Below are 25,002 nucleotides of genomic sequence, written 5' to 3'. Positions count from 1 at the left end.
TCCTTATTTATTGGTGTTGTGCGTGATCAATCGCCTGCTTTAGCAACGATATGACATGTTCGTCATCACATGAGTAAACCAACATCTTCCCCTCACGGCGATATTTCACAAGCCGCAACGTCCGAAGCAGCGCCAACTGATGGGAAACCGCCGATTGCGACATGCCGAGCACTTCCGCAATATGGCCTACATGGCATTCTTCCTGCGACAACAAATACAACATCTTCATCCGAGTCGGATCCGCTAGGGCTTTAAAGATCCGTGACACTTCCTCAATCACACTTTCATCTAAAAACGAATGATCCTCTGCGTTCATGGCTGTTCCCTCACATTTTAATATATGAGCATTTGTTCATATATGCGAATCATAAACCGCTTTTTTTTCTTCTGTCAATCCTATTTCAAGCTGCAAAACCCCATCAGCATCAACAGCCGATGCACTGACACCCCCACAACGGCAGCCGACAAAGCAAAAAAAAGCAGGGGCCGATAGACCCGCTGCTTTCCCATTACGATTTCAGCCGCACCGCCGTCCCCGTCGCAATGCACATCATCATGCCGTCGCGCAGCGTTTCAAAATCGAGATCCACCCCGATGACGGCGTTGGCGCCAAGGCTTCTCGCCTTATTGACCATCTCCTTGATCGCCATCTCCCGCCCTTCGGCCAGCTTGCTTTCATACGTTCCGCTCCGCCCGCCGATGATGTCGGTGATGCTGGCGAGAAAATCACGGACGACATTGGCGCCCAAAATGACCTCTCCCGCTACGATGCCCAAATACTCTTCAATTTCTTTTCCCTCAATGGTATTGGTGGTCGTGACAATCACAGCTATGTCCCCCTCGTGGCTCATCATAATAGGTGGAAGCACCCCATTCGATTATACTACGGCACATCATATGACGTCACCGATGGATTGGTCCGCAGTGCAGCCGATGCCGAATGAGTACCGTACAGCAACAACTGCGCGATGCCGACAAAATACTCCGATTCGCGAATGATGTGATCGAGCACCACCTTGGCGGTCGGGTTTTGGCTGACGGCTTTGCTGCGGGTTTTGATTTGCCGGCATAATTCGATGAACTGAAGGCTCTGCTCTAGGCAGTACGACACAAAATGGAGCACTTGTTGATGCAGTTGTTCAGGAACATAATGGCCGGCCCGAACCACCGATTCGATATAACGGACCGCGTGCTGATGCGCAGCCGAAAGCGCCTCCTCCCATTTTTTCAACGCTTCTACATATGGCGCTTCCAATCCAGACGCAAGCTCGCGAATGACGACCGTATGCTCCTCTTCTTGATGCTTCCAAAATTCAATCTCATCCAAAACGCGCAGCGGCATGTGTGGGCCGTAGTAAAATTGCACGCTCTTCCCTCCCTGTTTCTCCTCTTCTTTCAGTGTATGGGCAAAACAACGCGGATATGCACCATGATCGAAATGATCACAGCCTTCGTCCTTGTTTTACCTTGAAGATCGGCATAGCGACATGCATAGAAAACCGTTATCCAACCGATGGACACAGCCATCGATCAAAAAAACTTCCATGGCCGTAACGTTTTAAGCAGCTTCATCGTTTTTATTAGCGTAAATGACCCGATCGGGAAAAAGGAGTTACGATGTATGGTTCATGCGAATGAAGACAGCCGCGTCAACTGGATCGAACATTTATGCCTTTCCACTTGGGAGCCGGTCTACCGATTGATCTATTTTAAGGTCCAAAACCGTGAAGAAGCGGAAGACATCACACAAGAAACGTATGTAAGGGCCATCCCCTATTTGCAAAAAAACCACGTCCCCCCTGATAAACAGATGGCCTTTCTAAAAACAGTGGCCTTGAATATCATCCGGGATCGCTGGCGGCAGCACCAACGCCGAGGAACGACAGCCGATTTGGAAGCCATTGCCCCCAAAGAGGCTGCCTTTGAGGATCCTGCGGAATGGAGTGTACAGCGCATGACGATCGAAAAAGCGTTAAATGAACTCAATGAAGAGCAACGCACGGTGATCGAACTAAGAATTATAAAAGGGTATTCCGTCGCTGAAACCGCCCAAATCATGAACAAAAAAGAAACAACCATTCGCGTAATGCAGCATCGGGCATTGCAGTCTCTTACCCGCATTTTACATGACGGGATGAAATGAAGGAGGAGTCCATCGATGCATGACAACGAACGCCGATTATCCGATTATATCGATCAATTGAACGCCGAGAAAAAACCAAAAGACCATGAACATTTAGGGGCAGATCCCGAATTGCAAAAGCTGTTTCATACAGTCAGGCTCGTCCGCAACCTCAGGGAGCCTGCCATGCCGGAGCGGGATTTTCCAGCCAAACTGGTCCGTGCGGTCACCGATCAACTAGTGCAAACAAAACAGAAAAAGAAAAAACGGGCCTGGATGGCCAGCATCGCCGGCATCGCGGCTATGTTGGCCCTATCGTTGCTGATCCATTTCGCTTCACTCTTTGACCATCCCAACATTGTAAAGGCGATGGAAAAAGCCTTTCAAGACGTCAACGCCTACCATGGATTTTTGGAAATTGTCGAAACGAATGCCCAAGGCAAGACGACCACACAAGCCAAATTGGAAATTTGGGCCGACAAACACGGACGCTATTATATACAAGAACTGGAAGGTTCAAACAAAGGGCTGATTACCGTCAATAACGGGCAAACGAAATGGCAGATCCGGCCTTCCGAAAAACAAGTTCATCGATTTCCTGCCTTCCCTGATCCGTATCGTTTTGCCTTTGAACTCGGAAACGAAATCAAAGGGATCAAACAGGCCATATCAACGAACATCATCGGGGAAGAGAAGGCAGCCAACCGTCCATCTTGGATTGTCGAAGTCACCCCACAAGGAGGGGAGCCTTATCGGATATGGATTGATAAGGAAACCCGTCTTCCGTTGCAAAAACAATATGCAATGCAGCATGGGATCCAATACAAAATTACGTACACGAAAATCGAATGGAACCACGCTATCCCTGAAAAACTGCTGACCTACCATGTGCCAAAAGGGTTTCAAGAAGTCAACCAAAACCCGGAACAAATCGTCACCAGCATCGATGAAGCAAAGGAGGCTGTCGGATTTCTGCCTGATACGGTCAGCCAAATCCCGTCTGGATATGTCCAAGACCGCATCGCGATCATACCGGACAAAAAACTGGTCAAACTCTATTACCGGGCACTGGACAAAGAGATTGTCATCATCCAAGGAAAAGCCATCGGCGAATGGAAACTTGCCCCAACCGCGATGGTCGGGAAAATTCATCACCAAACTGCTGAAATTCAGTCGCCGGTTGTAGAAGAATCAGGCGTGATCGGAGCAGGAGGACCATATGCCGGCCTGACGGACCTCCATTCGATTCGCTGGCGGCAAAACGGGTTTGAATACGCCGTTATCGGCCATGCCTCTTTGGGGGACTTGATCGCATTCACCAAAGAGCTGACAAACGGAGCCTTTGAAATGCCGACACATAAAGATCCATTCCCATTCAAGCCGAAGGTGGAAGTTCCTGTTGACTTGGAACGGGAGAAAAATGATCAAAAAAACGTCGATGCTGGAAGTTCGCCTTGGAAATTGGATCCTTTGTTTGTGGCTCAAGTATTTGTCAGCCTGCAAATGTCCCCTGGAGGCATTACTGGAGATTACCCGATTCACTATGAAGACTTGCGCATTATCCAAAACAACGGGAAGGAGGCCATCGTAGAAGTGGACGCCCACAACACTCCAATCAAGCGAGTATATTTGAAACGGCTGATCCGGCAAGACGCGACGGGAATATGGACGGTGGTGGGATATGATCCTGCTCCATAATGTTCACAGAGATGAATACTGATCTCCACTATCTGCGTCATGAAAAAGGAGAACGGCCATCCATACCCGTCAAGTTTAGCGATATAAAATTTTTAAGACGATACTCGTGTTCATCCCTGCAGTGAATGATGGGGATCACATCCATTATTGGGCATACCAAATCCCCCTCCAGAAGAGGGGGATTTGGCATTTATATCCATATCTGATTCTACCATATCTCTAAAAAATATCTGATGCCGTTTCTTCCCCTTTCCTTCGCCCTTTCTTGGTATGTTTTCACAACAGGAAAAGGAGAGAGAAAAGGTTGAGATTTCCGCCATATGCGAACGCAAAAGCAACTGGTGCCAATACGATTGGAGAAGATCAAGAGCTTTCTGTTCACTGATTTGAATGTCTTCCTTTTGATGCCAATACATCCGAGCTTGAAACAGAAACGTCTGGGTGGCCAAAATGGCAATCAACGTCCCGTATAAATGGCATTCGAAACGTTCTTTTTTCATCTCCTTGACTTTCTCCAAATCAAATACGGATTTCCAGGCTTTAAACAACAATTCAATTTGCCAGCGCAGGGAATAGAGCTCATAAACCTGTTGACCATCAAACGACTCTTGTGGTAAATTCGTCAGTAAGATGTGGTATTTCTTTTGTTCGAGGGTTTGGCGTGCCAGCGCCTTCCCTTTTCTTTTTTCCTTTTTCCGCACATACGCCATCCGTTTTTGCCATTCTTCCGCCGTCAGACGGCGGAAAACCAACCGTGGAACATACAAGCGTTCATGTCCGATGTACACATGTTCCATTTCCACTGATTCCCCTTCCTCTAATTGATTCCCAAGGGATTCCCAATCCCATTCCTTCCACTGGCCATTCTCCTTGATATACACTTTCATATCGGAACGGAGCCGAGTAATATAATACGCTCCGCGGGCGTCGATCTCGGCCAGTGCGGCAACGGAGAAAAAGCCCAAATCCCGAATACATAGGTCATTCGGTAAAATCGTATGCTGGGCATGATAGGCAAAACGAGCGTCCGAGTCATTGGCCGATTGAACGCATAGCTGAAGGCAGGCGCCGGATAACAAGTCATATTCAAACTGAATTTTCACCCCCGACGAAACGGAACCTCGATAGTCTTCCCCATAGTCAGCGGGAACCAAAAAGCTGGTTGAGTCCAAAATCCGCAGGCGGGTAAAACAAGTTCGATAGGTCTCCATGGCTGACAAAAGCAATGGACGTTGATGCAGGAGGAGAAGGAAAAACACTTCTCGCAAAAATGCCACGGCCCGATCGGTAAAACGCTGATTCAAGCCTTCGCTTGAAAGGGAACAGCCATGCCAGAGCGTCAAGGCCGCACACAACCGCTGAAGCGACTGTTTTGCCAGTGAGCCATCTCCCCATGCACAGAGAGTCAGAAAGGCTTCCGCCGTTAACGAACGCTGCCGCCGGATAAAGCCTGTTTTCCGTGCGAGACGGGTTCATTCTTCGGGAGAAAAGAGTTGATGAATGGTTTGAATCCATGCTTTCATTTGTTTTTCCATGAAAAAAATCCTTTCTAACGTGGAGTGTTCGTTAGAAAGGATACCATGTTTTTGACGATGCACAAAGACCAAAATTCTTAACTTGATGGGTATGGTGTTATGCCCCAATCACGCTTGCGGGACGTCAACATGTTTGCCTTCATTTTGTTCAAACTCTTTGATTATCGAACGAGCCACGACCATGCGGTGAACTTCATCTGGACCGTCGTAAATCCGCGCCGTTCGGGCTTCGCGGTAAAACCCCTCAAGCGGTATATCCCCGGTCACGCCAAGGGCGCCGTGCACTTGAATCGCCCGATCAATCACATCATGGAGCACTTTAGCGCCGAAAAACTTAATGGCGGAAACTTCTTTTTTCGCCTCGTAACCGTTGTCCATCATCCACGCCGCCTTCAGCGTCATAAGACGGAACGCCTCAATTTCAACTGCCGAATCGGCGATAAAGTTTTGGATCGTCTGATAATCCGCCAGCCGCTTCCCGCGCGTTTCTCGCTTTAAGGAATAGCTGATCATTAAGTCTAAACTTCGTTGGGCGATGCCGATCCAGCGCATCGCATGAGTGATGCGACCTGTCTTTAGTCGCAACTGCGCCAGCTCCAATCCCATTCCCTGCGGCCCTAACAGATTTTCTTTGGGGATGCGGCAATTCGTATACCGCACTTCGCAATGGCCGCCAGTGAAATGATCGCCGATGACAGGAAGCTCGCGGACGATTTCAAACCCAGGGTTATCATGCTCGACGATAAATAAGCTGAACTGCCGATGGGGTGGAGCACTCGGGTCGGTCTTGGCAACCACAATGGAAAAACTCGAACCGACCGCTCCCGTCGTAAACCATTTATGCGCATTGATGACCCATTCGTCCCCATCAAGCACAGCCGTGGCGCGAAGCAGCTTCGGATCCGACCCGGATATTTCCGGTTCGGTCATGGCAAAACAAGAACGGATATCCCCGTTGACGAGCGGATACAAATATCTCTGCTTTTGCTCTTCTGTTCCGGCGTGCCACAATATCTCAGCATTTCCTGCATCCGGCGCCATGCAGCCAAACACATAAGGACCGGCCGGGCTCCGCCCCGTGATTTCCGACAACAGCGCCAGTGAAACAAGGCCCAGCCCCGCGCCGCCTGCCTCTTTCGGCATATGGGCCGCCCATAGCCCCATCTCTTTCGCCCTTTGTTGGAGAGGCTTCAATATTTCCTCAGGCAGCCCCCGATGCGGGACGATATATCGCTCGTTCGGGTATACGAACTCTTCCATAAAAGTGCTGGCTTTTTCCATCATCTCTTGTTGTTCTGGCGATGGATGAAAGCTGTACATCGTTTCCACTCCTTCCTTTTTTCCTCTATGGCACGCATGTTTCATGCCAATAAACGCTACTCTTTCGGACAGACAAAAGCGATGAAAAATTTCATCAAAACAGTTATAATATTGTAAAAGTTAAGATAATTCTGTTTGATTGGAGGGATTGTTATTACCACACTCGAACAACTGCAAACTCGCATCCAGGAACTCAACGCCGTCATCCGCGAGCTGCAGAAGAAAGCTGCGCTGTACGAAGGAGTGATCAATGCCAGCTATGACCCGATCTTTATCGCCGATAAGCATGGCTATGGAATCAAAATGAACGAGGCATACACTCGGGTGACTGGCATCACGGAAGATCAGCTCATCGGCCGCCATTTGAAAGACGTCGTCCAAGACGGCATCATATCGGAGTCCGTCTCGCTAAAAGTACTACAGGAAAAACGGCGGGTGACGATCATCCAGCACGTCAACGGAAAAGACTTGCTCGTGACTGGAAATCCGATTTTTGACGAAGACGGCGATGTATCCTATGTGGTGACGAACTTGCGGGATATATCGGCGCTGAAAATGTTAGAGCAGGAATTGATGCGGACGAAAGCGTTGGCTGACCAATACCTGCAAGAGATCAAAGTGTACCAACGCCGTGAGGATATCATTCGCCATGAGGGGGTCATCGCCCATAGCCGCCAAATGTTGCACGTCCTTCATTTGGCACAAAAAATTGCTCCTTTCAACTCGACCGTGCTATTGCTCGGAGAATCGGGTGTCGGCAAGGAAGTGATCGCCAATTTGATTCAAAAGTGGAGCCCGCGTTCCGATAAACCTTTTATTAAAGTCAACTGTGCTGCTATTCCAAAAGAGCTGATTGAATCCGAACTGTTCGGATACGAAAAAGGCGCGTTCACTGGAGCAGACAGCCGAGGGCGTCCAGGCTTGTTCGAACAGGCGCACACTGGGACGATTTTCCTCGATGAAATCGGGGAAATGCCGCTTTCACTTCAAGGAAAACTGCTGAGAGTGCTTCAGGAGTTCGAAGTGACGCGAATCGGCGGGCGGCAGACGATCAAAATTGACGTGCGCGTCATATCGGCGACCAATCAAGATTTGGAGTCTCTCGTCAAACAGGGGAAGTTTCGCGAAGACTTGTACTATCGTCTGAACATTATCCCGATTCACATTCCGCCGCTGCGGGAACGCCAAGAAGACATTCCTTTGCTCGCCCATTATTTTTTAGAGCGAGCTAATCAAAAATACCGCCTCAATAAACAATTCACCGATGATGCACTGCTAGCGATGAAGTCGTATGCATGGCCAGGGAATGTCCGGGAAATGCAGAACTTAATCGAACGGCTCGTCATTACAATGGAAACCGATCATATCACAGCCATACACTTGCCTTTTTCCCATTCCTCGTCATCATTGGAGATGAAACAAGCGTCAAAAACGATGAAAGACATGGTCCGCAATCTGGAACGAGAACTGATTTTGAAAGCGATTTCCGAATACAAGACGACAAGAAAAGCAGCTCAGGCGCTCGGCATCAGCCAATCCGCCTTGGTAAAAAAAATGCAACGGCTCGGCATTTGAACGGATTGATTCGTTTTTTCATCATTGATTCCGTACAGAATCACCTTTTGGCTAGCGCGAACTGAAAATGTAACAATTTTGTGAACTCTCCTATTCTCTTGTTTATTGGCATGAAAATTGCTTATACACAGATGAAGACTGATATTCCTAATGATGGAAAGAGGTGTCGTTGATGGATGCAAGATGCTTCCCTTCCTTTCGGCTTGACGGAAAAGTCGCCCTTGTCACCGGCGGTAGCAGAGGCATCGGGTTAGCCATGGCATGCGCCTTGGCGGTTCATGGGGCCGATGTCGTGATCGCCAGCCGGAAGGCGGTCGATTTGAAAAAGGCGACCGAAGACATGGCCGGCCAAGGAATCTCACTTTCTTGGGTTCAAGCGGATGTCACCGACAAAGAAAGCGTTCAACACATGGTCAATTGCGTTGTCGAGCAGCACGGCCGTCTCGATATTTTGGTGAACAACGCTGGCATGAACATCCGCAAGCCGCTCATTGACATTGAGGAAGACGATTGGAACCAAGTGTTAAACACCAACTTAAAAGGCATCTTCCTCGTCGGCCAGGCAGCTGCCAAACAGATGATCCAACAGCGGAGCGGAAAAATTATTAACATTTCGTCCATTTTCGGCGGCGTCGGCATGCCGTTTCAAACGAGCTACGCCGCCAGCAAAGGCGGCATCAACCAGTTGACAAAGGTTTGGGCGAGTGAACTCGCTCCATACAATATCAACGTCAACGCCATCGCCCCGGCTTATATTCGGACGCCAATGACGGGCGCCTGGCTTGAGGATGAGGAACGGTATCGGGACATTGTCAAGAGCACGATGCTCAATCGCGTTGGCGAACCAGAGGATGTGGCGGGGCCCGTTGTCTTTCTCGCCTCTGACGCCGCCAATTACATTACCGGACACATTTTATACGTGGACGGCGGCTGGACGGCCAAATAACATCATCAGGGGGGATTCCATGATCTCAGAAGGGCGTTTATACGGCCGGACGGTCAAGTTGTACTCCAAACGGCCGGCAAACGTTTACGAAATGCTCGCACGTTCGGCCGCGCAGTTCCTAAACAGGGAAGCGCTCGTCAAAGGCGGCACGCGGCTCAGTTATGCCGAACTGAAGCAACTTGTTGACAGAACAGCTGCCTGCCTCAGTGAAAACCAAGTGAAAAAAGGCGACCGCATCGCCATATTGCTTGGTAATGACATCGAATTTGTGCTAACCGCATTGGCGTGCGCCAAAATTGGGGCCATGTTCGTACCGCTGAACACGAAGCTCACCGCCAACGACCTGATTTACATGATGACAGATGCTGGGGTGAACATGCTCATCACGAACCGTGAGCTCGTCAAATCGCTTGAAAACTGGCTCATCCATCATTCAGCGGCTCCCTGCTGTTACTTGACCGATGGCCGCGAGCCCGACAAACGCCTGTATTCGTTTCATGAAGACTTGCTTGGCCATGCCAGAGGGGAAGAGCAACCATTCTCTCCTCCGCATGAGACAGATCCGCTCTATATCATGTACACATCCGGAACAACCGGGCGGCCAAAAGGAGCAGTGGGCAGCCATGTGAACGCCATCCATAGCTGTTTAAGCTATCAGACGGTTATGCAGACCGACCATACGGTGCGCACACTTGTCGCCGTCCCGCTGTTTCATGTCACCGGCTTAATTGGCCAACTGTTCCATATGATGCTTGTCGGCGGTACGGTCGTTCTGATGGAACGCTACCAGACAGAAGCCGCCATCCGGCTAATCCTGCAAGAACGGATCACCTTTTTGTTCAATGTACCGACAATGTACATCATGATGATGTCGCACCCGTCGTTTCACGCATCCTCATATGACTTTGTGCGCATCGTCGCCTATGGCGGGGCTCCGATGTCCAAAGAAACGATCAGTCAGTTGAGGAACTGTTTTCCGAATGCATGTCTACACAACGCCTACGGGGCAACAGAAACAACCTCGCCAACAACGATCATGCCCAAACCATACCCAGATGACAAAACGGACTCTGTCGGCGTACCGGTGCCTGTCGCCGATGTCAAAGTCATCGCGGAAAACGGCGAACCCGCCAAGCCGGGAGAAGCCGGCGAGCTGTACATTAAAGGCCCTATGGTCATTAAAGAATATTGGAACCGCCCGGAAGCGAACCTCTCATCTTTCACTGAAGACGGGTACTGGAAATCCGGCGACATCGCCCGCATCGATGAAGACGGATTTGTGTACATCCTCGACCGAAAAAAAGACATCATCAACCGCGGTGGGGAAAAAATCTATTCAGTCGAGGTTGAAAATGTTCTCTACGCTCACCCGAAAGTGTTCGAAGCAGCGGTCGTCGGGGTGAAAGACCCGATATTCGGAGAAGAGGTAAAAGCCTACATTGTCCCCAAATCCGGTGAATCTCCGACAGCCGATGAGATTATCGCCTTTACCCGCGAGCGGCTTCCGAAATTCAAGACGCCAAAGCAAGTCGAATTCCTTGACCAGCTCCCACGCAATCCAGGAGGGAAAATTTTAAAAAACAAACTGATCGAAATGTCGATGACGAATCAACGACAATGATCAAGATCGCAAGCGTGGAAGGACGGTTGTTTTGAAAGCGTTGTCAATTATCCTGTTTGAACCCGCTGTTCCTCCCTTATATGCGCGCTGCCATGAGTCATAAAGGGAGGACTGGGACATAAAATCTGTCGAGGAGGCTGACGCGTATGGAAGCAAAAGTGCAGACAAACATGTCTATGGAAAAACAAGAAAACAATTTGATCGCGAAACTGGCGCTTTTTTTCGCCAAAATCGCCGAGCGCTGGCTGCCAGACTCTTTCGTCTTCGCCGTTGTTCTCACATTTGTGACGTTTCTAGGCGGCCTATTGATTAATGGAAAAAGTCCGATCGAAATGATCACATATTGGGGTGACGGACTCTGGGGATTGCTCGCCTTCACCGCCCAAGTCATTACCACGTTTGTCATGAGCTATGCCTTGGCGTTGACGAAACCCGTCTCGCGATTGCTTGAAAAAATCGCCGGGAAATGCCATACGCCCAATTCCGCCATCCTGCTCGTCACTTTTACATCGCTGGCCGCTTCATTCATCAGCTGGGCGTTCGGCCTCGTCGTGGCCGGCATCATCGCCAAGCTCGTGGCGAAAAAGGTGCGTGACGTCGACTATCGCGTCCTTGTCGCCGCCGGGTATTCCGGATTTGTCATTTGGCAAGGCGGCTTGTCATCTTCCGCCGCTCTGTTCGTCGCCACCAAAGGACATGTGTTCGAAGACCAAATCGGTGTCATCCCAACGTCGGAAACGATTTTCTCAATGGTGAATATGGCGATTATTCTCGTCGTCTTCTTTACACTGCCCTTCATTATGAAACTCATTCACCCGGCCAAAAAAGAAGATCGTTTTCTCATCGATCCGAACTTGCTAGAAGATTCGATCGATGAACCACAGGAACAATCGAACTTCATCAACGACAAAATTGAAAAAAGCCGCCTCATTACGGTAGCAGCCGGCATTCTTGGATTGATTTATTTAATCATCCACTTTTCGAAAAACGGATTTTCTCTCGATCTGAACACCGTCAACTTGATGTTTTTAACGCTCGCTTTGTTGCTGTTTGGAAACGTGCGTGAACTCGGAATCGGCCTTGTCAAATCATCCAACAGCGTCAGCCAAATTATTTTGCAATACCCGTTTTACGCCGGCATTATGGGCATGATGTCCTCATCCGGGTTGGCTCAATGGCTATCCGACGTCTTCACGAAATTTTCAACGAGCGAAACGCTGCCGTTGTTCACCTTCTGGTCAGCCGGATTTTTAAACTTATTCATCCCGTCTGGTGGTGGCCAATGGGTCGTGCAGGCGCCGATCGCCCTTCCTGCAGCCCTTGAGATGGGCGTGGATCCAGCCAAAATGGTGATGGCCGTCGCCTGGGGCGAATGGAGCAACATGATCCAACCGTTTTGGGCTATCCCGCTCCTTGCCATTGCCGGCCTACGCATTCGCGACATTATGGGCTTTACAACGATCACCTTCCTTTACGTCGGCATTGTTGCTTCCGTCTTTTTGTACGTGCTTTAACCAAACAACGGCCTGCAGCCAACCTATTGAACTGGCTGCGGGCAACATTTTTCATCCTTTAAAGAAATTCCCCTTTCTAGCGGATAGTTTTTTCCAAGAATCGAAACTATTATGGTCTATTCCTGCACACGAATAAACTCATCATAAAAAGCCGCCAGCGACGTGTACACATAAGGAATCAGCCATAACAACCCGATGCCGAGCGTCAGAAGGGATAAAATCCCCCAGCCGAGAAAACTCAAATAAAGCAAAAAAAGCTTCCATTTATACCCTTTCATCCGCTTGTTGCTTTCACGAATCGCTTGAAGCGCCCCATACTCCGGATGGTCTTTTAACAAAAAGAACGTCTGCGAGTAAGCCAATGATTTGATAATCCCCGGGATGATGAGCAAAAGAGTCCATAGGAAAACAAAAATGCCGTACAAAATCGATGCGCCGATCAACTTAAGCGGCAGCTTTCCTTGCCGATACACGGTGAAGAGCGGCGCCACCGAAAGCGGCTGCCCTCGATAGGCATCCAAAAACACCCAATAGACCGCGATACCGAGCGGAAGCAGCGCCGCCGTATACAACAAACTGACCAGCTGGGCCGCAAAAGGCGGATCCTCTTGCGCCATCCAAGCGCTCCATCCACCGCTGAGCACCATTTCCAACACTGTTGGGATGACCGTATTCAACACAAAATACACGAGCATGATAAGAACTGCCATTCCCCATTGCCCTTTTAACGCCTGCCTCGCTTGCCTTCTGAGTTGCGATAATGTCATGTGGCTCCCCCTTGACTAATTATGAAAGTTAAAAATCCCCAATGGAATATTATGAATTATAACTGTAATTTATCATATATTCCTATTTTTATAAATATATAGATGCAATTTGAATCTTTAACATTTGTAGTTTTTACAGAGCGATTGGATCGACTGTCGGGCGAGCGAACAACGCCGTTGCCAGAAGGCTTCCCGAGCTCCCCATTGCAACTCTATGTGTTTCCCTAAGGTGGAAATGGGGGAACCTTCTCCATCAAAATGACCCAATGAATCGTTTTCTACCATTTTACTATTAACGCCTTCCCCGTCATTCTAACGAACCGGAAATGTTGATAGAGCGCTCATTCCCCGTAAAAGAAGGGATACACAACGATTGGTGATTGAACAAAAATGAATGAATACTCATTCTCTATGGTATAATGAACACAACCACTTTTGCGGCAAGGAGGTTCCCCTATGTGGCTCGATAAAGTGATCAAAAAGCGGTTTGAAACGGAGACCGTGCAAAACGTGCGCATCGCCAAAGGAACGGCGATGTTTCAAGGCGTCCGTCTTACCGTCCGCTGCTTTGTCATCGATGGGATGCTGATTGACACCGGCGCAAAATCGATGGAAAACGAATTTACTTCGTTTTTCCAACAACAAGACATCGACCAAGTCGTCATCACCCATTATCACGAAGACCATACCGGCTGCGCAGCGTTTTTGCAGCGGAAGATGGGCCTGCCCATCTATATGAACGAACTGATGATCCATTATTGCCAGCAAAAGGCGGACTATCCGCTCTATCGAAAAGTGTTTTGGGGCAAGCGCGATCCATTCACCGCCAAGCCCATCGGCGCGACGTTTTCCTCGCGAAGCGCAACGTGGGACGTCATTCCCACGCCGGGTCACTCGATCGACCATGTGGCGTTTTTAAATCGCGAAACCGGCCAGCTGTTCAGCGGCGACTTGTACTGCCAAGAGAAAACGAAAGTCATCTTGCGCGAGGAAAACATCCCGGCGATCATCACTTCCTTGCAACACGTGTTGACGTACGATTTCGGCGACGTCTTCTGCGCCCATGCGGGCTATCTCCCGAACGGGCGCGAGGCCTTGCAGCGGAAGCTTGACTATTTGCTTGAACTGCAAGGGACGATCATCGATTTATACGAAAAAGGAACACCGCCCAAACAAATCCAGGCCCTTTTGTTTCCGAAAAAATACCCGATCGTCTTTTTCTCGGGTGGAGAATGGGACTCGCTCCATATCATCCGGTCGGTCATTCAGGAATATGAGACGAAACAAGCGGGCTGAGGCGGGGCTGCCCGAGATGGCCATGATTGCGTTGTGGGGCAGCCTTTTTACGCCCGCCGCTGCTTTCTTTTCTGCCGCCGTCTCCCCCAACTCTCGTTGTCTTCCATTTCGTATTCTTCCCTCGCCATGGACAGTTACACCTTTTTGGTGCTGGACGGCCCATTGGCCGTTCAGGCAGGCGTCTGCTGTTCCCCATTGACGCTGCGTATGTTATGCTAATAGAGAAAAACGCAGAAAAGGTGTCAGGGAATGAAGTCATACATCGTCATTGGAGCTGGCATTTTAGGGGCCTCTACCGCCTATCATTTGGCTAAAGAAGGGGCAAGCGTGATGATCATCGACCGCGGCGACAAAGGCCAAGCGACCGATGCGGCGGCGGGGATCGTGTGCCCTTGGCTCTCGCAGCGCCGCAACCAAAAATGGTATCGGTTAGCGAAAGGCGGGGCGAAATTTTATCCTTCCCTCATTGAAGAGCTGGAATCATACGGGGAAACGGAGACCGGTTACGCACGCGTCGGGGCTCTATGGCTGCACACAGATGAACAGAAACTGGAACAAATGGAGGAGCGCGCTCTCAAACGGCGCGAAGACGCGCCGGAAATGGGAGAGATCGTGCGGCTTCATCCCCAAGAGGCGAAGGAGCTGTTTCCGCCGCTTGTCGGCGAGCATCATGCCCTTTATGTGAGCGGCGCCGCCCGAGTGAACGGTCGGGCGGTGCGAGACGCCCTCATGAACGCTTCCCAAAAGCGCGGCGCCGCCTACATCCGCGGAAACGCCCGACTCCTGTTTGAAGGCTCCCGCATCATCGGCGTGGAAACCGACGGAACGAAATACGCTGCCGAAGCGGTCATCGTCACGGCCGGCGCCTGGGCCGGCGAGTTGCTGGAGCCGCTGGGCGTTCGGTTTGCCGTCACTCCGCAAAAAGGACAAATCGTTCATCTCGAATGGTTGGCAGGCGAGACTGGCCGATGGCCGGTCGTCATGCCGCCGAACAATCAGTATATGCTCGCCTTCCCTAGAGGGCGAATCATCATCGGAACGACCCATGAAGATGAAGCGGGGATGGATGTCCGCGCCACCGCCGGCGGCATCCACGAAATACTGGACAAAGCGCTCGCCGTCGCGCCAGGGCTGTCGGCGTGCACCTACGTGGAAACACGGGTCGGGTTTCGCCCGCGCACGCCTGGGTTTCTCCCGATCTTCGGACCGCTTCCGGGCTTTTCTGGGGTGTATATCGCCAATGGGCTCGGCTCCTCAGGTCTCACCGTCGGCCCGTATTTAGGAAAGGAGTTGGCGAAACTCGTCATCGGCCTGCCGACGGAACTCGACCCAAGCGATTATGACGCAGCAAGCGCCGTCGCACCGATCGTTCAATGAGGGGGATCAGAAAAAGCAACAACGGAGCTTCCACGATATGGACAATAGCCAACGCAGCGACTGATATCCCTTTCTCACCGTCAGGGCAAAGCTGACCGTGTTTTGTCAGCTTTGTCCTTCGTATTTTTTCAACTGTTCCGTCAGCTGTTGAAACAACGCCATATCTTTTCGGTCAAGCGCCTGGTCAATTTGCATTTTCAACACCGACAGTTCATGACGTTTCAGCGCCTCATCCAACACTTGCTCGGCCGCCTTCGCCATTTTCTCATGCCGCTCGTGCCGTCTGACATTTTCAAACGCTTGGTGATCAATAAGCCGAAGGTACGAAAAATTCCTTGCCTTTCCTGGAAAATGAAGCGTCAAATAGAGCGGTTCATTTGGATGCAGCGCCAAATCGCCCATAATGGCGGCCAAACTCGTGCTTTTTTGACCGCGTCGATAAAACACAAGCCCCTCTTCTTCCGCCATCGCGGTTGAGATGATGAGCCACCGCGCTTGCTTTTGCTCGGTTTCCGTAAACTGGACGTTCTCAAGCAAATGGGGGTGCTGAAGCAAATACTTAAGCACAAATCGGGCATCCGGATGCTTTAAGCGATGATTGTGCAAAAACGATGTTAAAAAATTGCGCTTTTCCAAAGCCGACACCCACCTCATCATTGCGTCACCCCCTTCACCCTAGCCTATTCGCCTGCCACCGCGGAGTTGTCTGACCATCTCCTCATTGTTCAAAAACCAAGGGACGAACCGCGACACAGGTTTATTCAACGTGAAGCAAATGATAGCGTAAAAACGTCTATTCCCATTCCATCCATTTACTTACTTTCAGTATAACCGATTTTGCCCCATCACGCAGCCGCGAGCGGTGTTCAAGGCTTCCGCCGCACATCTTTGATCCCATCAACAGAACAACAATCAAAATAGGAAAACAGCTGCCCTTCGTCTTCAGGCAGCTGTTTCTCACAGACGGCCAAGCTATCCCCAGCAGGCCGCAATTGGCATGGGCCTACGCCAACTGCATCGCAAAGTGCCCGTTCAATCCGAGCGCTTCGGCTGTGGATGCTTGCACTTGCCGCAACAGCGCTTCGTTTTTCATCAACGACTCGCCGTAAGACGGAATCATCTCTTTCACTTTCGCCCGCCATTCGTTCATCCGTTCTGGGAAGCACTTCTCCATCACTTCAAGCATGACATGAACCGCCGTCGATGCGCCTGGCGAAGCGCCGAGCAACGCCGCGATCGAGCCATCGGCCGCATGAACGACCTCCGTGCCGAATTGCAGCGTTCCTTTGCCGTCAGATTCCGTGTCTTTGATCACTTGCACGCGCTGACCAGCGACGATGATGTCCCATTCGTCGCTTTTCGCCGTCGGGACAAATTCCCGCAGCTCCTGCATGCGCTGTTCTTTGGACAACAGCACTTGCTGGATCAAATAGTTGGTCAAGGCCATATTTTTCACGCCCGCCGCCAAGATCGTCAATACGTTATGCGGCTTGATTGAAGTGAACAAGTCGAGCATCGATCCGTTTTTCAAAAATTTCGGCGAAAAACCAGCAAACGGCCCAAACAGCAGCATCTTTTGATTGTCGATGAACCGCGTGTCCAAATGCGGCACCGACATCGGCGGCGCGCCGACTTTCGCTTTGCCGTACACTTTCGCATGGTGCTTTTCCACCACTTCCGGATTGTTGCACACCATAAACAACCCGCTCACCGGGAAACCGCCAATCCCCTTTCCTTCGGGAATGCCGGATTTTTGCAACAAATGGAGGCTGCCTCCCCCGGCGCCGATGAAGACGAACTTGGCCGCATGAAGCTCCACCGTGCCTGTGTCCAAATTCCGCACTTTCAGCTCCCATAAACCGTCGCTTGTCCGTTTGATATCCTCGACATGATGGCGGTAGCGGATCTCCACGTTCTTCCGTTTCAAATGTTCAAACAGTTGGCGCGTCAACGCCCCGAAGTTCACGTCCGTCCCCGATTCGATGCGGGTCGCCGCGATCGGCTCGTCCACCACCCGCCCTTCCATCATGAGCGGCACCCATTCGGCCAACTTTTTCGGATCATCTGTGAACTCCATCCCTTTAAACAGCGGATTGGCCGCCATCGTTTCGTGGCGCTTCTTCAAAAACGCCACATTGTCTTCCCCTTGCACAAAGCTCATATGCGGCAGCGGACGGACGAAATCTTTCGGGTCACGAAGAATACCGCTGTTGACTAAATAAGCCCAAAACTGCAAAGAGACGTAAAACTGCTCATTGATTTTAATCGCTTTGCCGATGTCAATCGACCCATCGGCCTTCTCAACCGTATAGTTCAACTCACACAGCGCCGCATGCCCCGTCCCGGCGTTGTTCCACTCGTTGGAGCTTTCCGCTCCTGCCTCTTCCAGTCTTTCAAAGACGACAATGTCCCACTCGGGCGCCAATTCCTTCAAGAGCGTCCCCAGCGTCGCGCTCATAACGCCCGCGCCGATTAAGATGACATCCGTTTTTCCTTGTTTGTTGCCCATGTTTACCATCCCTATCCATGAATAGTTGTAAAAGACCATCGAGCGAGCGCTCGAAATGATTCCACCGATACCCCTTTTATTTTTGAGGGCGATTTCAACATTTATTATAACACAATTGATTAATAGTATGTCACTATTATCAATTTGAACAAAATATATTACTATAATTCAATGCAACATCGTATATTCATAACATCAACACAGCCATCCCAACATCGCCCTTCATAATAATTTTACAAAATCGTTGAATATTTCGCCACCATCTCGAGAAAAAACGCAGAGATTTTTCAAGAAGACTGATGAAAAACAAACGAAATCATTTCATAGCAGCAAAAAAGACGGCTCCATGCCGCCAAAGCGTCATATAAACCATCTACACCCGAAACATTCCAAGGTGACATCCATCGTATTAGGCAATCGTTTTTTCAATTTCTCTAACAAATGGCTCGTGCGAAGTATTCTCTAAAAAATCTTCGAATATTTCATCAAGTTGCAAGTTGAGATCTTCATTGACCTCATTCCCGTCCTCGTCATAAATCTCAAAGTGGCTGTACTTCCATTGATCAAATGTTTCCCTAAGCAAGTCACAGTATGTCACCCAACGCTTTCCATAGTTAGACATATACGTCGGCACCCATTGATCAATGTAAACGTTGTTTAACAACTCATCTAACGGAGAACAATAAAATCGCGAGCCCTTACTTCTCCCCAGCGACCGGACAAGCTCGGCGAACTCTTCCTTCTTCATTTTCCTCACTTCACCGGAATAGTCATAGCTGATCTTGCCGTTGTATGGATTGATGAATGGTTCAGCGGTGTATATCCATTGGTGCGGTATATGCGTTTGAATCACTTCCATGAGCATTCGGGCAATGAGTTGCGGGATATCACGGAAATCCAACTTTTCTCTTCCTCCCTCACAAGAAGATGCGAAACAACACCGTCTTTCATCCCGCAATGGAAACCGTAGGATGAAAGGCGGCCAAATTTCGTAATCAAGCAAGGCGCTTCCGCGGTCACGGTCTTCACAAACGCAGCGGCCCTTCGGCATCCTTAGGCCATGCCGTCCATACGACGATCAATTGGCCGCTTGTCGTCACCAACCTTCTTATTCCCCATGGCCATCCCCTTGTTTTTTATTTCCCTACTCTTCAAGCAATCCCCGAACATCTTCCTCTAGAAGATCCACCAACCGAGCAATGTCTTCCACCGTCATTCCTTTGCGCTCCATGTTACGAATCAGCTGTTTCATTCCTTGTTGAATTCCACGTTCCATCCCTTCTTCCAACCCCTCCTTCCCTTTTGCTCATAGGAAATGATCAGCCCCAACACGTTCTCTTTTTCTTTCGTTTCCATCGCCTTCACTTCTCTTTGCAGTTGTTGCTCTTCCTCCTCCGACAACTTCACATACGTTTCAAAAAAGCCCAAGAGCAGCCGCTGCCTCGCTTCATCCAGCTCCAATCGCACCAACATGCGCAAAAACTCTTTTTTCAACTCGACTTTCTCACTTTCAGTATACCCCATTTTGCCAAGCAGCGCAGCCGCAATCGGATTGTCATGCCGAATAGAATCCCGCCAATGTTTCTTGCGCAACTCCACCGGGAAAAAGCGGAACTGCAACACCTCGCCAAAGGGAAACTCAATCGAAAACACGGACGGTTCATCACGGAGGGCATCATGGCTGAAGACGGCAATGGGAACAATGCGGATGCGGTATTTTTCAAACAAACGGCTGAAATAGACAAACATGCGCTCCGGAAAGGACGACTGCACGCTGCTTTGATTCTCCACATGAACGATGATCAGTCCATCTTCCCCTTTCAGCTTCGTCTCGACCAACAGATCAACGCGGTATTTTTCTCCTGCGGTCACATCAGTGAACAGTTCTTCGGACAAAAAGGACAAATGGCGGAAATCGATATGCTCGTGCATGTCGGGGAAAAAGAGGAAGAAAAACTCTTCGAAGAACGTCTGGATCAGCTCTTTGAACAATCGGTCATGGTCAATGGCCATCCGATCACCTCACGATGAAGATGTTCACCAACTATCATTCGTGAGCACGAGGCGAAAATCCTGCATGTACGATATAAAAAATGGAGAGCCAGGAAAAAGCTCTCCGTTTTGTGCTTGCTCCCCGTCATACAAACGGCAGCGAACGCGAGTGAAAAACACTCAGTTGAAAAAGGCTGCTTCAAAAAGTTATGTCATCATCACCTTTTGAGACCGCCCTTCAGTAAGTACATCGCCACGACCAGCGTTTGCTTTTACTTTCTTAGAACGGCCGGCGGGTATTTCAGCTCAGGATGCAACGTTTCAAACACATCAGCAACATTTAATATCGTTCCTTCCCCAAAGGCTGGGCCGATGATTTGCATCCCTACAGGAAGTCCTTGAACAAAACCACATGGCACCGTTACAACAGGCAAGCCCGTCAAGTTAAACGGTCCTGTAAAACGGATGATATGGTCAAGAAAGTTTACTTCCTCTCCATTGATCCATACCGTATCCTGCCCGATTTTGGGAGGGAGAAACGGAATGGTTGGGGTGATCAAAACATCTACCTTATTGAATATTTCCATGAACTCGTGATCCAATTTCAAACGAATTTGTTGCGCTTCCAAGTAGTCTACAGCGGAAGGGAGTTCTCCAAGCTTTAAAAGGAAACGGACATCATCGCCAAAATCTTCTTCCCTTTCTACTAAATGATTGTGATGAATAGCGCTGGCTTCTGAAAGAATCGTGATCATTTCCGCATACTGCGCATATTGCAATGTTGGAATTCGCACGGTTTCTACAACAGCACCTTCGCGTTCCAAAGAAGCAATCGCCTGTTTAACCGCTCTTTCGACTCCTTCATCCACATGATCAAAGAAGTACGGTTCTATGCCAATTTTTACACCTTTAACAGACTCCATGAATTGTGTGGAATAACTCGTTGCAGGGGCATCGGTGGAAGTAGGATCTTTTGGGTCGTATCCTGCCATGGCTTCTAAAATATAGGCAGCGTCCCTCGCCGTTTTCGCCATCGGACCGATATGGTCCAACGACCATGCAAGCGGGAAACAACCATATTTGCTTACTAGTCCATAGGTGGGCTTTAAACCGACAATGCCGCAAAACGAAGAAGGAATTCGAATCGAACCACCGGTATCTGTTCCTAGGGAAGCAATCGTCATATGCGCCGCCGTTGCGACCCCCGATCCTCCGCTTGAGCCTCCGGGAATGCGTTCAGGATCCCAAGGATTTCGGGCAGGTCCGAAATGAGGATTATTGTTCGTTGCTCCCCAAGCATACTCATGCAAGTTTGTTTTTCCAGGAAACACTGCTCCCGCTTCCGTCAACTTCTCGATTACTGTCGCACTGTAAGTTGGCCGGAAGTTTCGGTGAATTTTTGACCCCATCGTTGTTGTTTCATTAGCTACGTAAAGAATATCTTTGATTGCTATAGGGATGCCATGTAGCGGGCCGCGGTAATTTCCAGATCGGATTTCCGATTCCGCCAACTCAGCTTGCTTGCGTGCTTTCTCTGCTGTCACCTCTATATAGGCATTCAGCTTATTGTTTAATGTTTCAATTTGTTCGAGTACATCGTCAACGAGTTCAACAGGTGAAACTTCTTTGTTTTTTAGAAGAGGGGAAAGTTCAGAGATTGTTTTCGTATTTAGCCGTTTTTCCACGATACACACCTCCCGGTTGGTGGACGACTCCAATATCTGCCTCATTCAAACCAAGTTTTTCGACTCCCTGTTTTAGTTGCTGAATGGCTTTCCACTGATGCTCAAGCATCATCAATTCCTGTTCTGAACACTTAATCCCTTTTTCTCTTAATTTCTTTTCTATGCTATTGCTCATTTCGTTTCCTCCCTTCTAAAATTATTATACATTACAAGAATTAAATTCCAAAATATTTTGACTTAACAAAATATAATAAATATACACCCGATTATTTTGACAATACTCTACTGAATTTCCTAAAATGTAGTTAGACATCACCCGTCGAAGGTTCGTTGTCAGCGATCCAAGGTTCCTATGTAACCAATCCTAAAATCTAAAAGTAAAGAGGGGAACGCCATGGAAGCGAAACAAACCGTGTTTGTCAATGAGTTCACTAACGGCATCTTAGACCCTCATGGAAACATGCTTGGCCCCGTGCAGGATGGGGGATACATTGTCGCCAATACTACTCCTGGCTGCTGGGGACCGATGATCACTCCTTGCATCCGCGGTGGCCATGAAGTGACAAAGCCCGTTTTTGTCGAAGGCGCTGAAGTAGGAGACGCCATTGCGATTAAGATCAAATCGATTCGCGTCACCTCTATCGCCACATCCTCAGGAAATGATAAACCAATGGAAGGTCGGTTTGTCGGCGATCCGTTCGTTGCTGTCAAATGCCCACAGTGCGGAACGATGTACCCGGAAACGAAAATCGAGGGGATCGGCCCGGAAGCCATTCGGTGTGCGAATTGTGGCGCGGACGTGACTCCATTTGTATTTACGAACGGCTATACGATGACGTTTGATCCAAACCGACAAATCGGCGTGACCGTGCATAAAGAAGCGGCAGAACACATCGCTCGACAAGGACGGTACTACATGGCGACACCCGACAACTCCGTCCAAAACCCGATCGTCACGTTTGCGCCCCATGACTTAGTCGGAACGGTGGCCAGACTCCGCCCGTTCCTCGGACAGCTCGGCACCACCCCGGCGCGTCCGCTACCGGATTCACATAACGCTGGCGACTTTGGCCAATTTCTGATCAACGCCCCACATGAATACGGGATTACGAAAGAACAGCTGGAAGATCGCACGGACGGACATATGGACATTAACCGTGTACGCGAAGGCGCCGTGTTGATCTGCCCTGTGAAAGTGCGGGGCGGAGGTGTTTATCTCGGTGATATGCATGCCATGCAGGGCGACGGGGAAATTGCTGGGCATACGACCGACGTATCTGGCATCGTCACCCTTCAAGTGAAAGTGATCAAAGGGTTGACCATTGACGGACCGATTCTTCTTCCTGTTGCTGAGGACCTCCCCTACTTGGCAAAGCCATTGACAAAAAAAGAAAAAGAGATCGCCCTCGATTTGGCACAATCATGGGGGGTAAACAAGTTGGAAGAATCGTTGCCGATTTCCTTTGTCGGGACAGGTGCCAACCTAAATGAGGCAACAGAAAACGGGTTGCAGCGGGCAGCCAAAACGTTAGGCATCTCTGTCCCTGAGGTGATGAACCGTGCCACGATTACCGGCGCCATCGAAATTGGCCGACATCCTGGGGTCATCACCGTGACCTTCTTGTGCCCTGTTCGTTATTTAGACAAGATTAGTTTGACCTCGCTAGTGTACGATCAATATCGCAGCGTTTTGGAGTAAAAACATGTCGATCATCACTAAAGGCTTCATCCTCTCGCACTTGCCAAGCAGGGATGAAGCCTTATGTTTGTCAAGATTCGGGCACATACATTTTCTGCAGCGGCAACAGCGCTCTCGCATCATTTGGCATGTTCTCGTACCAATGGACAATCAAGTTGACCAGTTCTTCCAAATCAATCAGTTTAACGGAATTATGTTTGGCGACTGCCTCTGCATGGGAAGTAAAACCGCCTGTTGAGACGAACAGGCAATTGGCATCAATCGGGTTGGCCCCGAGAAGCTGCTGGATTTCTGGAGCCGAAGCGGCACTTTTGCGATGCTTAACTTGCACTTTAATAATTGGTTTTTCAAAACCGAATGCATCCTTATAGGCCAACACATCCACCCCACCGTCAGGGCCTTTCGGGCTGACTTGCACATTGTACCCCATAGCCCGAAGCAAGCCTGCTACTAAATCTTGCATTTGCCACGGATCAAGCTTGTCCACTTTGTCCTGGATCATCATCAACGCTTTTCCAACAAGATCTTCGACGATTTCGTCCTCTTCCGGTTCAATGGTTTTATCGACGGAAGCTAATGACGGGTTGCTCAATTGTCGTTCGATTTCATCCCCCCACTCATCGACCCGAAAAACTGTTAAGGTAGAGCCTAAACTGTTTTTCGCCGCCTGCGGCAATGAATCTCTTGAGATCCGGGCGTTTTCCCAGTTGACCCGAATGATGTTCGGATAATTCGGGTGCCCGATGCCAGGATCGTACACATGCTCCTCTGTGACCGTTCCGACAATGTATTCTCTTCTTTCTTTAGAGTACGTGATCACACGATCGCCTTTTTTAATTTCATGGCTGAAACGCCACACTTGATTAACCCAGCTATTTCTTGATTTCGGTTTGGCCTCGTTAAACACTTCGTCTGCCTTCTGTTGAAGCTGTTGCTTTGATGAAAAATGCCTTGGGTTTCCTAACCGCGCCCAGCCGATCGATGCGATGCCCTTTTCCAGCCAAAGCGGAATCAGTTCATTGCGGTCGCCCGCGCGGATCATCCACCATTTTGCCATTGGATTTCCCCCTTTTTTGTAAAAAGAAATCGCTCCATTCGCGAAGCAAACATTTTCTAAAAACAGGCGCTTAAAAGACGAGCAGATAGCTCCCCACTATATGCAATACCATTATAAGATGAGCAAAAACGAAAAAACCATATAGAATAAGCCCGCCCATCGGTGTTCTCCGTCTATTACAAACTGCTTAATCGATTTCGTTCAATTTTGATCGTATGATCTTTCCCATCCAATACATCTGCGCGCTTGCTGCCGTAATCTGCTTTACGAATCGTTGCCATCCCGTGAC

At 49.4% G+C, this 25,002-nt stretch carries 21 protein-coding genes and 1 pseudogene; 9 read left to right on the top strand and 13 right to left on the bottom strand.

Annotated elements, in window-relative coordinates; all coding sequences use genetic code 11:
• Nucleotides 1-7: 7 nt before the first annotated feature.
• From GT3570_RS06735 to GT3570_RS06725, 3 genes are all read right to left on the bottom strand, one after another.
• Entirely contained in the window at nt 8-316 is a 309-nt protein-coding gene (locus GT3570_RS06735; RefSeq protein WP_011230902.1) for an ArsR/SmtB family transcription factor, read from the bottom strand.
• Nucleotides 317-509: 193 nt separating this feature from the next.
• Nucleotides 510-827: a YbjQ family protein gene (locus tag GT3570_RS06730; protein ID WP_011230901.1), complete on the bottom strand. Its 318-nt coding sequence runs from the start codon at nt 825-827 to the stop codon at nt 510-512.
• Between the two features lie 56 nt (nt 828-883).
• On the bottom strand, nt 884-1,366 hold the full coding sequence (locus tag GT3570_RS06725) for a DUF2935 domain-containing protein (protein WP_062898563.1): 483 nt from the start codon (nt 1,364-1,366) through the stop codon (nt 884-886).
• Between the two features lie 147 nt (nt 1,367-1,513).
• Between GT3570_RS06725 and GT3570_RS06720 the strand changes: the two genes are divergently transcribed.
• Both GT3570_RS06720 and GT3570_RS06715 read left to right on the top strand, forming a co-directional pair.
• A complete protein-coding gene (locus GT3570_RS06720; protein WP_231926020.1) occupies nt 1,514-2,143 on the top strand; it encodes an RNA polymerase sigma factor in 630 nt (209 codons plus the stop codon).
• 15 nt (nt 2,144-2,158) lie between these two features.
• On the top strand, nt 2,159-3,820 hold the full coding sequence (locus tag GT3570_RS06715; protein WP_062898562.1) for a hypothetical protein: 1,662 nt from the start codon (nt 2,159-2,161) through the stop codon (nt 3,818-3,820).
• A gap of 110 nt (nt 3,821-3,930) precedes the next feature.
• Here GT3570_RS06715 and GT3570_RS06710 read toward each other — a convergent pair whose 3' ends face one another.
• Both GT3570_RS06710 and GT3570_RS06705 read right to left on the bottom strand, forming a co-directional pair.
• Nucleotides 3,931-5,229 (bottom strand): IS4 family transposase, encoded by a 1,299-nt coding sequence (locus tag GT3570_RS06710; protein ID WP_318258098.1) that lies wholly within the window; start codon nt 5,227-5,229, stop codon nt 3,931-3,933.
• A gap of 234 nt (nt 5,230-5,463) precedes the next feature.
• Nucleotides 5,464-6,675: an acyl-CoA dehydrogenase family protein gene (locus GT3570_RS06705; protein ID WP_062898561.1), complete on the bottom strand. Its 1,212-nt coding sequence runs from the start codon at nt 6,673-6,675 to the stop codon at nt 5,464-5,466.
• 135 nt (nt 6,676-6,810) lie between these two features.
• Here GT3570_RS06705 and GT3570_RS06700 point away from each other — a divergent pair, with 135 nt between their 5' ends.
• From GT3570_RS06700 to GT3570_RS06685, 4 genes are all read left to right on the top strand, one after another.
• Complete coding sequence (locus GT3570_RS06700; RefSeq protein ID WP_318258086.1) at nt 6,811-8,250, top strand: sigma-54 interaction domain-containing protein; 1,440 nt, start codon at nt 6,811-6,813, stop codon at nt 8,248-8,250.
• 172 nt (nt 8,251-8,422) lie between these two features.
• Nucleotides 8,423-9,196, top strand: coding sequence for an SDR family NAD(P)-dependent oxidoreductase (locus GT3570_RS06695; protein WP_062898560.1), 774 nt, complete (start codon nt 8,423-8,425; stop codon nt 9,194-9,196).
• 19 nt (nt 9,197-9,215) lie between these two features.
• Nucleotides 9,216-10,817, top strand: a complete 1,602-nt coding sequence (locus tag GT3570_RS06690) for a class I adenylate-forming enzyme family protein (RefSeq protein ID WP_062898559.1) — start codon at nt 9,216-9,218, stop codon at nt 10,815-10,817.
• Between the two features lie 146 nt (nt 10,818-10,963).
• Nucleotides 10,964-12,331 (top strand): short-chain fatty acid transporter, encoded by a 1,368-nt coding sequence (locus GT3570_RS06685; RefSeq protein WP_062898558.1) that lies wholly within the window; start codon nt 10,964-10,966, stop codon nt 12,329-12,331.
• Nucleotides 12,332-12,447: 116 nt separating this feature from the next.
• Here the strand turns inward: GT3570_RS06685 and GT3570_RS06680 are convergent, their stop codons facing one another.
• Complete coding sequence (locus GT3570_RS06680; protein WP_013523504.1) at nt 12,448-13,098, bottom strand: DUF975 family protein; 651 nt, start codon at nt 13,096-13,098, stop codon at nt 12,448-12,450.
• A 456-nt stretch (nt 13,099-13,554) separates the two neighbouring features.
• On the opposite strand from GT3570_RS06680, the gene GT3570_RS06675 reads away from it, so the two are divergent.
• Both GT3570_RS06675 and GT3570_RS06670 read left to right on the top strand, forming a co-directional pair.
• Nucleotides 13,555-14,394 carry an MBL fold metallo-hydrolase gene (locus tag GT3570_RS06675; RefSeq protein ID WP_062898557.1) on the top strand — a complete coding sequence of 280 codons (840 nt, stop codon included), beginning with the start codon at nt 13,555-13,557 and terminating at the stop codon, nt 14,392-14,394.
• Between the two features lie 249 nt (nt 14,395-14,643).
• Nucleotides 14,644-15,771 (top strand): NAD(P)/FAD-dependent oxidoreductase, encoded by a 1,128-nt coding sequence (locus GT3570_RS06670; RefSeq protein WP_062898556.1) that lies wholly within the window; start codon nt 14,644-14,646, stop codon nt 15,769-15,771.
• A 105-nt stretch (nt 15,772-15,876) separates the two neighbouring features.
• Here the strand turns inward: GT3570_RS06670 and GT3570_RS06665 are convergent, their stop codons facing one another.
• From GT3570_RS06665 to GT3570_RS06640, 6 genes and pseudogenes are all read right to left on the bottom strand, one after another.
• On the bottom strand, nt 15,877-16,425 hold the full coding sequence (locus GT3570_RS06665; protein ID WP_062899090.1) for a YpiB family protein: 549 nt from the start codon (nt 16,423-16,425) through the stop codon (nt 15,877-15,879).
• A 349-nt stretch (nt 16,426-16,774) separates the two neighbouring features.
• Entirely contained in the window at nt 16,775-18,289 is a 1,515-nt protein-coding gene (locus GT3570_RS06660; RefSeq protein ID WP_208854681.1) for a malate:quinone oxidoreductase, read from the bottom strand.
• Nucleotides 18,290-18,689: 400 nt separating this feature from the next.
• A complete protein-coding gene (locus GT3570_RS06655) occupies nt 18,690-19,181 on the bottom strand; it encodes a hypothetical protein (protein ID WP_011230891.1) in 492 nt (163 codons plus the stop codon).
• Between the two features lie 243 nt (nt 19,182-19,424).
• A pseudogene (locus GT3570_RS06650) lies at nt 19,425-20,293 on the bottom strand (Rpn family recombination-promoting nuclease/putative transposase).
• A gap of 251 nt (nt 20,294-20,544) precedes the next feature.
• Nucleotides 20,545-21,957 (bottom strand): amidase, encoded by a 1,413-nt coding sequence (locus GT3570_RS06645; protein WP_011230888.1) that lies wholly within the window; start codon nt 21,955-21,957, stop codon nt 20,545-20,547.
• Nucleotides 21,923-22,132: a hypothetical protein gene (locus GT3570_RS06640; protein WP_014195569.1), complete on the bottom strand. Its 210-nt coding sequence runs from the start codon at nt 22,130-22,132 to the stop codon at nt 21,923-21,925. The genes GT3570_RS06645 and GT3570_RS06640 overlap by 35 nt, the downstream gene beginning before the upstream one ends.
• Nucleotides 22,133-22,351: 219 nt before the next feature.
• On the opposite strand from GT3570_RS06640, the gene GT3570_RS06635 reads away from it, so the two are divergent.
• Nucleotides 22,352-23,656: an acetamidase/formamidase family protein gene (locus GT3570_RS06635; protein ID WP_011230887.1), complete on the top strand. Its 1,305-nt coding sequence runs from the start codon at nt 22,352-22,354 to the stop codon at nt 23,654-23,656.
• A 70-nt stretch (nt 23,657-23,726) separates the two neighbouring features.
• On the opposite strand, the gene GT3570_RS06630 is transcribed toward GT3570_RS06635, so the two are convergent.
• Nucleotides 23,727-24,713: a restriction endonuclease gene (locus tag GT3570_RS06630; protein WP_062898554.1), complete on the bottom strand. Its 987-nt coding sequence runs from the start codon at nt 24,711-24,713 to the stop codon at nt 23,727-23,729.
• Nucleotides 24,714-25,002 lie beyond the last annotated feature (289 nt).

Origin of the sequence: Geobacillus thermoleovorans (assembly GCF_001610955.1) — a bacterium.
GTDB classification, from domain to species: domain Bacteria; phylum Bacillota; class Bacilli; order Bacillales; family Anoxybacillaceae; genus Geobacillus; species Geobacillus thermoleovorans.
The sequence above is the reverse complement of the archived record's forward strand: the minus strand, read 5'-3'. Positions and strand labels throughout refer to the sequence as shown.